The organism is Psychrobacillus sp. FSL H8-0510, assembly GCF_038008345.1.
Taxonomy (GTDB): domain Bacteria; phylum Bacillota; class Bacilli; order Bacillales_A; family Planococcaceae; genus Psychrobacillus; species Psychrobacillus psychrotolerans.
Window position 1 is genome coordinate 332,770 of record NZ_JBBOYZ010000002.1, and the last position, 12,590, is coordinate 345,359.

A 12,590-nucleotide genomic window follows, 5' to 3' on the forward strand; every position below is an offset into this window, starting at 1 on the left:
TCAAATGTTGAATCAATAATAAATACCCACATATGATGAAGAGTTACACACAAAAAAGAAAGAGGAGAGTAATGAAGATGAAAAATAAAAATCTTAAAGAATACAATGTAAAAAAAGTATTAAGTAAAAAAGCTATTAAACTAATCATGACTAGTGCTATTTTATTTTCGGGGGGATACACCCTCGTAAACGCAGGGAATGGAGACATAAAGAGTATTTTACAAATTGCTGAGGCTAGTGTTTCTCACAGAGACACTGAGCGTATTTCAATTGGGAATAATCACACTTTAGCAATAAGGGACGATGGATATGTCTATGCGTGGGGGGGGAATACCTATGGGCAATTAGGTGACGTTGCTAATCCCGCAAATCACACTCCCTGGAAAATTAATGGTCTGGAGGGAATTGTTGAAGTAACAACTGGATCTTATCATTCTTTAGCATTAACCTCTGAAGGGGAAGTATATAGTTGGGGGTATAATAATCAAGGACAATTGGGTCTCAACACGAGTACACAGATAATATATACCCCTTCTAAAATAGAAGGTTTGCCCAAAATAGTAAGTGTAAGTGCAGGAGATTACTTCTCGTTAGCTGTTGCAGAGAATGGAAGTTTGTATGGCTGGGGCCTAAACACCTATGACCAACTAGGTCTTAATAGTAGGGTAAAGAACTACCTAATGCCCGTAAAAATAAATGTTTCAAATGTAGTTGAAGCGACTGCAGGAGGCGATTTTGGCGTTGCGTTAACAAGTGATGGAAGTGTTTGGGCGTGGGGGCATGGTTCAAACGGACGAGTTGGTAACAATTCAACAATTTCCAATGGATTCCCTAAGAAAATTGCTGGTTTGTCTAATATAAAAAAGATTAAGTCTTCTAATGCCACTTCTTTTGCTATCGCAGAAGATGGTAAAGTTTATGGATGGGGTGCAAACAACAAGAATCAGATTGGAGACAGTTCGACAACAGATAGATTGCTACCCGTTTTACTACCTAAAATTAGCAATTCAATTGAAACAGAAGGCGGAGCTGGCTTTAGTATTGCTATAAATTCCGACAAAACCCTTTCTGGTTGGGGAGTAAATAATATGGGACAGTTAGGACTTGGAACACAAAAGGAAAGTCGTACACCGGTAAAATCAACATACCTTTCCGATATAGTTGAAATTTCTTCTGGGTCTAATGGAGCTGCCGCTATAACATCGGACGGCAGTGTATACGAATGGGGAGGAACCATAAATACCTATAAAATTATCCCTGCATTACTTTCAGGGTTCAAAGTAAATGAAAGTCCCACGGAGGGAATACTAGGTGCGACAGCAGCAGTCATAATAGCTGAACAATCCAAGTTGCAAGCCGACGTGACAGAAGCAAGAACGCTAGTTAATGCTTTACCAACGGGAACAGAAAAAACGAACTTGACATCTCGCTTAGATACGGTTCAAACTGCTATCAATTTAGCTGCACAGATAGCGACATCTACAACGTCCGTCGTAAAAGCTGAAGGTTCTAGACAACAAGCTGATGTGGATGCATCTCGTCTACTTGTGAATAATCTTCCATCTGGCACAGAGAAAACAAGCTTAACGAATCGATTAAATGTCGTACAGAAAGAAATTGATGATGCCAAAGCACTTGCAGAACAGATTGCGACCGCAACAACAGCAGTCTTAAAAGCGGAGGGTTCTAAGCTCCAAGGGGATGTAACGGCAGCTCGGTCATTGGTTACGGCACTACCAAATGGAACTGAAAAGACTAACTTAAATAATCGCTTAGAAAAGGTACAAACAGCAATTGATTTAGCGACTCAAATTGAAACAGCAACAGCTTCTGTTGTCAAATCCGAAGGATCTAAGTTACAAGGCGACGTAACAGTAGCTCGCACGTTAGTTGAAGCACTTCCAACTGGAACGGAGAAAACAAACTTAACGAATCGATTGAATGTCGTACAAAAAGCAATTGAAGATGCCAAAGCACTTGCAGAACAGATTGCAACTGCAACAACATCGGTTGTGAAAGCAGAGGGTTCTAAACTCCAAATTGACGTAGATTCATCTCGTTCACTAGTGAACCAACTGCTAGACGGAACAGAAAAAATAAGTTTAACTACTCGTTTAGATAAGGTCCAAGAAGCAATCGACGAGGAGAAAGCATTAGCAGAACAAATAGTCAAAGCAACAACCTCTGTAATTGTGGCAGAAGCGTCTAAATATCAAACAGATGTCGACTCGTCTCGCAAGCTTGTCAACGCATTACCAAAAAGTGAAGAAAGAACAATCTTAACTGCACGTTTGGATAAAATTCAAAGTGCAATCGACTCATCCAATACCAAGTATCAAGAAATGTTAACGGAGATTTTAGATATGAAGAATTATCTGATAACAGGAGAAGGAACACGTGCAGATGTGCTCGCAATGAAAGATGCTTTGAACGAGATATTGGAAAGTTCTAGAGCTTTATTAAGTGAATCTCACAGAACAGATGTTGTACTCCACGTTCAAGATGTCCTCGACATTATTAAATTATTGGAAAATATTTGGGGTAAAATTGAAGGTGGTGAACTTGCTGGTTTAGACGAGTTAGTTACACAATTACCAGAGTCCCAACTCAAAGAAAATACAGAACAAGAAGTGGAAGAAGCAAAGGTAACGGAGAAGGAAATGGCTATTTCAAAAGCAATAGATGCAGTAGTGAAAGCGGAAGGTTCTAAATCGAATGCTGATATCGAAGAAGCTCGAAAACTAGTGAATGGTCTGCATGAAAGTACAGAAAAAATGAATCTTTCGGACCGATTAGATGCTCTTGAGTTAGCAATCAGCATTGAAGGGCTATTAAAAGATGCAAAAGGTGCTGTGGATAATCTAGGAGAAAACCCAACAAGCGAGAAGTTAGCCGAAGCAAAAGGTCTAGTGTCGAAATTGCCGGATGGACAAGACAAAACCGCCTTATCAGAACGTATACAAGATATTGAATTGAGACAAAACGCTACCAAAGCAGTTCTTCATGCAGAAAAAATGCAGACAAATTACAACATCTTGCTAGCAGAAAGAGCCATTCAGCAGTTAACCGATGAGCAACTCAAAGCTAACCTCACGGAGCGAATTGAAGAACTTAAACGTTCAATCCTTGCGGAAAGCAAAGTGAAGACTGCCGAGATTTCTAGAAGTGAATTGGACTTGGCCGATGCAATCGACAGCGTAAATAAACTAAAAGAAGGTTTAGTGAAAACAGCACTGAATAAGCGTATTCAAGCTATTCTCGATGTAATTTTAGAAGAAGAACAGGCAGCATTGCTAAAAGACGCGATGGAGAAGGTATATATCGCGGAACTAGAAAAACGCGAACCGTTTCTAGAAAATGCAAAGTTAGCTGTGGAGAAATTAAAAGATGGCCCTGATAAATCCACTCTTGAGGATAGATTGGAAGCTATCTCAGCAGTAATCCCACCAACAGAAGGGCCGCCAGTAAAAGTGGATCCGGCACTTCTAAAAGCTGCAGAGCAACAAGTTACTTTCGCAGAACGCTACAAACGAGAACCGTACTTCACACGTGCACAAGAGGCAATAGATAAACTTCCATCTAGTGAAGAAAGATTAGCACTTCAAAAGAGATTGGATATGCTTCTGGCAGGCACCAATCAACAAATAGCACAAATCGCAATTAGCATGTTGTCTGACGAAAACGAATATAACAAGCTCCTAGTGAGATTATTTCCAGTTATGAACTAAACAAGACATGAACCACTCCTTCTGGGGTGGTTTTTTTTTATTGAAATCCGTCGGACTCATTTTTCGATTAGAAAGTAATCCGTCCCCATATCATACAAAAACGAATGATAAGGGAGGAATATGCGATGTGGCTATTCGCAAGAAAAAAGGCAGGAAATATTGCTAAAAAGAAAAAGGGCTTATCGAGTTTAGAGTTTGTAATCAGCATTTTGATTTTCATGCTTTTATTCGCAGCTTTTATTGATATCGTCGTAATTGGCGTGAAATTTGGTGCTTCAACACAGGCAGTTCAACATGTAACAAGGATTGTGGGAGTTCAAGGAGGAATGCTCTCCAGTGCCCCAACCGGTTATCCAGGAGGAGCAACTTCGTATAACACTGGCAGTCAGGTAGACAACCAAGTAACCAATATGTTATCCAAAGCAGGCATTAAAGAAGGCGATTACTCCATTAAAGTAGGTGGTTCACCGATTACTTCGGGTGTTGCATATGACTATATGGACGACATCGACGTAACGATGAGAGTGAATTACAAGTGGGAGATGCTCTCGATGATGTTGCCCGGTGAATTCGACTTCTATTTAACAAATAATCGCTCAACGGTTTCTGAGTTTAGATATCGTTACGACTCATGGTAAGGAGGAAACCCAATGAGGAAAATAAGAAATAAAGAAGGAGCCATGAGCCTTTGGATGGTTATTGTTCTGCTCGTAGCAGTCGTGGTATTCACAGGACTTGTAGAAATCATGCAACGTTCATTCGCTTTGCAAGAGATCAACTCTGTTATGGATACTGCGGGTGTAACGGCTTTGTCGAAAAATGTTAAAGAAGAAGAAATAGAGAAATGGGAGAGGTATTACCGGACTGGTAATTACAAGCCGGATATTAATGATTTAGTGAGTAAAGAAGGTACAAAACATCTATATAAGAAGATAGTCGAAGACGACACCGCTCATATCACTTTTATTCGGGACACGGACGATGCCAAACTGACCGTTTCTTCTTATGAGGATACTCATGGTTTAGGTACATCCACTTTGCCACGTCCACAAGTTGAGATTGACTCGGTGATGATTGTCACGGTCGATGCTCATGGACTTTTTGACAAAATTGCAAACTTGAACAAATGGTACTACGAATCTCGTTCGAGTGAGAACTTTATGATCAGCTACATCGGAGAAAACGAAGACGGGGAAGTAGAACTTTCCATTCGAAGCGTAACTAGAATTATCTATAATAGAGAGTTTTCAGAAGGCTAAGGAGGGACTAGAAGATGGAGAACATCAGCAATTGGATGGGGGAGATATTCGATTCTCCCTATATTCCAATTCTGTTTATGGCATTTTTGCTTATTGCCGCTTATACAGATATCAAATATCGAAAGATCTACAACTGGTTGAATGTAACCTTTTTCATTCTATGGTTCATAACTATCCCCATTCATGGATTTTCATGGATGAATATTATTGGGGCAATCCTCGGATTCGTCCTCATGCTTATACCGGCAATGGTGAAAAACCAAAAGATGGGTGGAGACATCAAAGCAGCTGGAGTCATCGGCTTGTATATGGGAGTCCCCGGAATTTTCCCCTTCTTCTTGATGACAGCAACGACATTTATTGTGTATGTGCTAGTGATGAGATTATTTGGAAAACAGCTTCAATTGTTGCCTATGGGGCCGTTTTTTCTTGGAGCCTTTCTCTTCATGAGTTCATTAAACTTCACGATACTACAATGATACCAACGGATTGACGGGCGTTCGACAACAAAAGGCTTGTTAGTCAACAGTAATGATGATATATTTACTGTAGTACACAAGTCGCCTACAGGAAACACATAAGGAAAATAAGCGAGGAGGTATGCAAAATGAAAATTTGTTTAGATCAGAATGAACGACTTTTCTTAGAGACGATTGATAAAAGCTTTGTCGTGAAAAAATATCGAGAATCCGAAAAGAAAGCAAAAGTAATAGGATATTACGGGACTCTAGACAGAGCAATCGTCGGAGTGCTTGATCATAAAATGATGACAAGCGAGGCAACAAGCATTCAAGAATTACTGAACGAGATCAGAACAGCTAAAAATGAGCTCATAGAGCTATTGAAACTATAAAAACCGAAATATCAGGGGGAAAACCAAAGATGATGTTAACAGAGATAGAAAAAGACGAGTATGCAATTGAACACAAAAGATTAGTGTACTACGTAGCCAACAGATTCTTAACATCTGGCATCTCGCTAGATGAATTACAAAGCGTAGCTTTCTTAGGATATGCGAAAGCTATTGATCGTTTCGACAAAGACAGAGGCGTTAAGTTCTCTACGTACGCAATCAATGTTATGAATAATGAAATTTTGTTCTTCTTACGCAATGAAAAGAAGCATATCGTCAACGGAGTTTCTATGAACTATGCATTGTCTAAAGATGAATTTGGGAAAGACCTCTTGATAGAAGATACGCTTGAACCACAATATGACGGAGAAAAGTCATTAGAGGAACAAGTAGTACTAGGCCAATACGCAGATGTGCTACACGCCATCATCAACGATTTACCTGAAAAAGAGCGATACATTTTGACATACCGTTTCGGTTTAGATAGAGGCATTATCAAGACCCAACGTGAGATAGCAGAGATTATCGAGATGAGCCAAGCTAATGTTTCGAAGATTGAGAAAAACATCATTGATAAGATCAGAAAAATAATGAAGTCTCAGTATCATATCCACGAAAACGTTTAAAGGGAGGAAATCGAATGAACTGTTCATTTTGTCAAATGCCAGAAGGACCGAAAAACAAACAACTCACTGCGGACAAGGTTTCTATTTGCAAAACCTGTGCAGAAAGAGCTCATGAAATTTTAAGAGAAAGAAAGAAAATTAGTCGTACTGGTTTATTAGTTCCTACCGATATGAAAGCAGAACTAGACCGCTATGTGATAGGACAAGAAGAAGCAAAACGAACACTAGCTGTTGCTGCATACAATCATTACAAACGATTAGGAAGAGAAGCGACTGAACTCGTGGAAATTACGAAGTCGAATGTGCTCATTTGGGGCCCGTCTGGTTCCGGGAAAACTTATTTGATTCAGACCCTTGCTACCTTGTTAGATGTGCCTTTTGTAACTGCGGATGCAACTACCTTAACAAAGGCGGGTTATATAGGAGAAGATGTCGAGTCCGTTCTCCAGTTATTACTAGAACGTGCGGATGGAGATATAAAAAAAGCAGAGCGAGGAATTATCTATATAGATGAGGTAGATAAATTAGCGTCTAACGGTGACCGAAAAGATCCAGGCGGTCGTTCTGTTCAAGAAGCTTTGTTGAAAATGATGGAGGACCGTGATGTCAAATTGTCCATTGGTTCGCAACTTCAACCAAAAACAGTCACGCTTAACACCAAAAACATTTTGTTTATATTCGGTGGGGCTTTCGTTGACATGATTGACAGCAAAGGTAATAAGGAGGACAAGGTGGTCGGGTTCTTAAGAGAAAACAAAACAACTATGAAAAAGAAAAGTCCCGGACATGAGGAATTCATCAAATATGGGCTTATTCCAGAATTCATGGGGCGTATCCCGATTATTGCTAAATTGAACCCATTGCTGAAGGAAGATCTTCGCGATATCATGACAAAACCTAAAAATGCTGTGGTTAAACAGTATCAAGCCTTATTCGAAATGGACGGCATTGCCCTTATATTTGAAGATAATGCAATTGATTATATTGCTGAGCAAGCTCTTCAAAAGAAAACGGGTGCTCGTGGTTTGAAAAGTATCATAGAGAGTAAAATGCTCGAAATGATGTATGAAATACCAGGGAAGAGCGAGGAGAAAAGTCTTCTCGTCACACTTGATATGTTAGTAGAAGAAGAAATGCAAACAGCAAACTAAACCCTCGCCCCCTTATCCCAATGATTAGGGGGCTTTTCTCTGAAAACTCGAGGCGTAAAGTAAAAAAGGACAAATAATAGATTAGAAAGAGGTAAAAAAGAATGAAAATGAAAACAAAAACAATAACCTTAACTTTAATCGCTAGTTTAGCTTTTGGGCAAGTTGCATTCGCAGATCAAGGAGTGTTCTTGAAAGATACAACAATTCCAACTGCTCCACTAGAAACAACAATCAAAAAAGGAGAATCGTTTACTTGGAATAATGAATTATTAGCTGACCCAACGGTTACAGTCAACGGCCAAGAATATGCCGTTCCGCTCGACTCCTTCATGCAGACACATCAGACGAAGTTAGTGGATAAGAAAGTGGAGCCTGAGGTTGTTATTCATTCAGAAGGTGGGTTGCTATCATTGCCCTTGCTTACGACCACTGGTTTGGAAAAGGTAATGAAAGAAGCTGAGGGCGGGTTAGTAGAGATTCAAACATTATCTGGTCAAAGCGGATGGATCTCAAGTGAAAACGTGTTTGAAGTGACAACAGAAGTCCCCATCTCTACAAAAGCATATTCGATTGGAGACGCCTTCCCGTTCGGAACAGAACTGGAGTTGTCAGGATTTAACGGAAAAGAATACGAAGCTAATATAAAAGACAAGCTTCATCTAATTTCGGAGGAAAATGTGTCATTCAAAGCTCCAAGTCAGTTTGATGAACTCTATTATTATGCTAGCAAAGAGCTAGGGAAACCTTATATTTGGGGTGGTAATGGGGAAGTAGGTTTTGATTGTTCGGGATATACGACAGAAATGTTTAAAAAATTGGGCATAGAACTACCGAGAACTGCCCTAACACAATCTGTTTTGGGCAAGACAGTAACGGAATATGTACCTGGAGATCTGTTGTTCTTTGAAACATATAAACCTGGAGCTTCTCATGTAGCCATCTATATTGGTGATGGAAAGATGATTCATGCAGCTGGAAAAAAAGTACACATTGCCCCAATAGATAAGCCCTATTGGAAGGAAAGGTTTCTATTCGCAAAAAGGATTCTATAAGAAGGCATTCGCCTTCTTTTTTTTGTTGCATACTTTTTTGGCGTTGTACGGTCGAACGATAGTGTTAAGCGGGTGACTAACTGCATATAAGATAACAGCATGGTCGCGGGTTGACCGTGACTTCATATAGGAGGTGATACAAAATGACAAAAAACGCACAAAGAAACTTCGGATATGTAACTGCTGCGGCTGTGATGTTCGGCTTGATGGCAGTAGGTATGCCTCATTTAGCTGATGCTGCTGGCAATGGTGAAATTCCAGGAGTAACTATAACGGATGGCAAGATGACGGTTACTGGTGCAGGTTTCAGTGAAAGTACTGGTTCTGCATGGAACACGCTGATTTCGAAATACCGAAACTTCATCGTAGGGATCTCTGGTATCGCTGCAGTAACGATGGTTGTGGTGTTCATCCTTCAGTTCTTGAAACTGGGAGCATCTGCAGGCAATCCTAACGCACGAAGTGCAGCCTTAACAGGCGTGCTATGGTCAGGTATCGCCGCGGCCGGGCTCGGAGCAGTATCGTTAATCGTTGGTTTGTTCTATCGCTCCATCAACTAGCCCTTCGAGGCAATCGGAGTCGGCAACCCATTGGTTGTCGGCTCTTTATACATAGTTGACTAAGTCAAGGTCCTGACAGTCAGCAAATATACAAAATGGAGAGGTGAGGAATGAACATGCTACGGACCATATTAGCCTTGTTCGTGAAAATATGAATAATTACACAATGCCACCAGATATGTCGGAAAAAGAAAAAATAATTGGAGGAATCCTTAATATTAATCAATTTTTTTGGGTGTTAGGGGGACTTGGAATAGGGGCGATAATTTTCACCTTGCTATTCGATCTTATTGGCGGAAAAGCTGCGTTAGTTTTCGGATTGATTGGAGCTACTAGCGGTCTACCGTTTGCTCTTTATAAAAAAAACGAGCTGACATTGTTTCAATACATCACTTTTAAACAGAAATTCAAACGGAAAGTGCATAAATTACCAAACAGACGAAAGGACGTGTTGTAAATGGTAGCTATTTTAATCATAGGATTTCTTCTAATTATTGGGGGCATGGGGTTCTTTGCTTATAAACAAATAAAGAAGACCGACCCTAGAAATCAAGACAACTTAAACATGGAAGAAGCAACAACTGCACAGGACTTTATTCCTTTTGAAGACATCAAAGAGGGAATGGTTGCAATGCCGAATCATCGTTACCGTGCGTATATCGAGTGTTCTTCTTTAAATTATCATTTGCGAACGAATAAAGAAAAAGATGCAGTTGAATCTTCCTTTCAGGCATTTATCAACTCTCTATCTTTTCCTACTTCCATCTTCTTGCAAACGAGAATCATTGATAATTCGAAAATGTTAAAAGCAACAGAGAAAGATGCGATGGAAACGCTCGAAGTCTTTCCACAACTTGCGGAATATACAAATCAGTATTTAAGTGACATGGAGCATTTGAACGAAAAAATCCAAAATAACAAACAAAAGAAGAAATATATTATTATCCCTTTTGACGAAGCCATGAATATGGGTGAATTAGATGATGATGAGAAATTTGATTATGTCTTAAAAGAAGTTAGTACCCGTGTAAACATGGTCGCTGACGGACTTTCTGCAATGGGAGTAAAAACACGAATCATGCGTACTCGTGATGTAGCTGAGCTTATCTACTCTACCTATAACAGAGAAAATTATCTGCATGTCGACAATATCATGGAAGGTCATTATTTATCTCTCATGACCGAAGGAGAAAACCGTTTAGACAAAATGAAAGACGAAGAGCGTATGGACTGGATTCTATACAGAGCTCAAAACAGTATACAGACAGACTTATACAATGAAAATTTAAGCGAACCAGAACTCGCTCGATTACAAGAAGCATTGGAAACAATTGATTCACTACGCGATCGACTGGGTAGCTACCATAAACAAAAAGATGACCATGAAGTAGCACAAGGAGATTTTGATAACTTCGAGACGAACTTCAAAAAACAACACGAAAAGGAGAGTGGCTTACATGTTTAAACGAAAAGAGAAATCAAAAACAGTCGAAGTAACTCCTAAAAAGAATGCAGAGAACGTTCTTGCACGGGGTTCAAAAGATATTAAAGATATGTTTGCCCCTCCTTCTTTTGATAGAAGTTTCGAGGATTATATGAAAGTGGGAGACAAGTATGCTAGAAGTTTTATCATGCATGGTTTTCCTTCGAACGTATCCGTTGGTTGGTTAGACGAGTTGTATAGCTACGACGGAGATATGGATACACAAATCCACATTCAACCATCTGATGACCGTTCAGCTTTGGATGAATTGACACATAAGATCACACAGTTCGAGGCACAGCTATCTACGGAGACGGAAAAAGGTTCAATACGAAACGTTACACGCCTTCAAAATATTGTTAGACAGCTCTATGCACAGCGTGAACGTATCGAGCAAAACTACGAGAATTTATTCCATGTTCAGATTGCTACGAATCTATATACAGATTCAGTAGAATCGTTGGATAAAGAAACGAAAAAACTCGACAATCGCCTTAGAGGTCGTAAAATCCATCACATGCCTGTATATCTTCGTCAGGACGATGGTTACAAGTCTGCCCTGCCCTATGCAAACAGTTATGTTCCGGACAAGTTCCGAAACTTTAGTACAGGAGCCCTTACTGCGTGTTTCCCATTTTACAACTCGGAAATTTCACATCCAACTGGAGTATTTAGCGGAGTAAACATGTCGACAAGAACGCCGATGTATCTTGATTTCTATGACAGAGACCTATTAGGAAATTCAAATCTAACTGTTTTTGGTAAAGCAGGTTCTGGTAAGACATTTTTGGTAAATCTTCTTACTCTCCGTTCAGCGATCAAGGGAATTCGCTCGGTCATAATCGATCCAGAGGGAGAATATAAGCCATTAGCATACGCTCTAAAAGGTTCTTATGTAAAGATTGCTCCAGATTCTAAGACAAAACTAAATCCATTTGATCTTGAAGAAGAGGAAGAAGAAGATGGACGTAAAGTCGTCAATCTTAAAGCGAAAATAGCTGATGTATTGAACCTTATTGGTGTTATGGCAGGTTCTATGACGCAAGAGCAGTTATCGATTGTTTCCTACATTATAGCAGAGGTTTATACGAACGCTGGTTTCACGGATAGCCCGTCTAGCTTGTATGTGACTGAGCCGAAATTTGATGAGAAAACAGGAGAATTCACGTTTGCTGGACAAAAGAAAGATATGCCTACTTTTTCAGATTTCCATATCCTCTTAGAGGAATATGCCAAAACTGAGCAGAATCACGATATCAAAACTCTTGCGAACGGACTTAAAATGTTCAAAAAGGGTGGAGTATACGACATGTTTGACACACAAACATCTGAAGACTTGAAAAAATTGAAGAGTTCTCCTGTAGTTGTATTCGACATATCTGCTTTAGAAGAAAACGTTCTCCGTCCTATCGGTATGTATGTGTCGATGAGTTGGACATGGGAGAAATTCGTGAAGAAGGATCCAAAAATAAAAAAACGTGTTATCTGTGATGAGGCGTGGATGTTAGTAAATAAAAACATGCCAGGAAATGAGTATACATCTCAATTTCTAGAAAATGCCGCACGTCGTATTCGTAAACGTAACGGTGGATTACTTGTCGCATCCCAAAACTTTATTGAGTTCGCAGATAATCCACAAGGTAAAGCAGTTTTAACAAATGCGTCAGTGAACATATTCCTACAGCAAGATTCTACCGATATCGATGCATTGCAAACAACCTTTAAGTTATCGGACGGAGAAAAGAATTTCTTGCTTACAGCCAATAAAGGTCAGTTTTTATTAAAAATGAGAGAGGAAAGCTCGGTTGGTTTTGCTTATGCCTTTGAATATGAGAAAAACTTGATAACGAGTGCCTATGCGACACAAGTATAAAAAAG

12 protein-coding genes are annotated in these 12,590 nt (G+C 39.7%); all 12 read left to right on the top strand.

Annotation, left to right across the window (positions count from 1 at the left end):
* The first annotated feature begins 77 nt into the window (after positions 1-77).
* Positions 78-3,728, top strand: coding sequence for an RCC1 domain-containing protein (locus MHI40_RS21590; RefSeq protein ID WP_340765425.1), 3,651 nt, complete (start codon positions 78-80; stop codon positions 3,726-3,728).
* A 125-nt stretch (positions 3,729-3,853) separates the two neighbouring features.
* Positions 3,854-4,366 carry a hypothetical protein gene (locus MHI40_RS21595; RefSeq protein ID WP_340765428.1) on the top strand — a complete coding sequence of 171 codons (513 nt, stop codon included), beginning with the start codon at positions 3,854-3,856 and terminating at the stop codon, positions 4,364-4,366.
* Between the two features lie 12 nt (positions 4,367-4,378).
* Positions 4,379-4,987, top strand: a complete 609-nt coding sequence (locus tag MHI40_RS21600; RefSeq protein WP_340765430.1) for a hypothetical protein — start codon at positions 4,379-4,381, stop codon at positions 4,985-4,987.
* A 14-nt stretch (positions 4,988-5,001) separates the two neighbouring features.
* Entirely contained in the window at positions 5,002-5,466 is a 465-nt protein-coding gene (locus tag MHI40_RS21605; protein WP_340765432.1) for an A24 family peptidase, read from the top strand.
* A gap of 128 nt (positions 5,467-5,594) precedes the next feature.
* Positions 5,595-5,840 carry a hypothetical protein gene (locus tag MHI40_RS21610; RefSeq protein WP_340765434.1) on the top strand — a complete coding sequence of 82 codons (246 nt, stop codon included), beginning with the start codon at positions 5,595-5,597 and terminating at the stop codon, positions 5,838-5,840.
* A gap of 29 nt (positions 5,841-5,869) precedes the next feature.
* Positions 5,870-6,466 carry a sigma-70 family RNA polymerase sigma factor gene (locus MHI40_RS21615; protein WP_340765436.1) on the top strand — a complete coding sequence of 199 codons (597 nt, stop codon included), beginning with the start codon at positions 5,870-5,872 and terminating at the stop codon, positions 6,464-6,466.
* A gap of 14 nt (positions 6,467-6,480) precedes the next feature.
* A complete protein-coding gene (clpX, locus tag MHI40_RS21620; RefSeq protein WP_340765438.1) occupies positions 6,481-7,617 on the top strand; it encodes an ATP-dependent Clp protease ATP-binding subunit ClpX in 1,137 nt (378 codons plus the stop codon).
* Between the two features lie 101 nt (positions 7,618-7,718).
* On the top strand, positions 7,719-8,669 hold the full coding sequence (locus MHI40_RS21625) for a C40 family peptidase (RefSeq protein ID WP_340765440.1): 951 nt from the start codon (positions 7,719-7,721) through the stop codon (positions 8,667-8,669).
* A gap of 143 nt (positions 8,670-8,812) precedes the next feature.
* Positions 8,813-9,229: a hypothetical protein gene (locus tag MHI40_RS21630; protein ID WP_340765441.1), complete on the top strand. Its 417-nt coding sequence runs from the start codon at positions 8,813-8,815 to the stop codon at positions 9,227-9,229.
* A gap of 151 nt (positions 9,230-9,380) precedes the next feature.
* Positions 9,381-9,686, top strand: a complete 306-nt coding sequence (locus MHI40_RS21635; protein WP_340765443.1) for a PrgI family mobile element protein — start codon at positions 9,381-9,383, stop codon at positions 9,684-9,686.
* Positions 9,687-10,694, top strand: a complete 1,008-nt coding sequence (locus MHI40_RS21640; protein ID WP_340765445.1) for a hypothetical protein — start codon at positions 9,687-9,689, stop codon at positions 10,692-10,694.
* Entirely contained in the window at positions 10,687-12,585 is a 1,899-nt protein-coding gene (locus MHI40_RS21645; protein ID WP_340765448.1) for a VirB4 family type IV secretion system protein, read from the top strand. The genes MHI40_RS21640 and MHI40_RS21645 overlap by 8 nt, the downstream gene beginning before the upstream one ends.
* Positions 12,586-12,590: the final 5 nt, after the last annotated feature.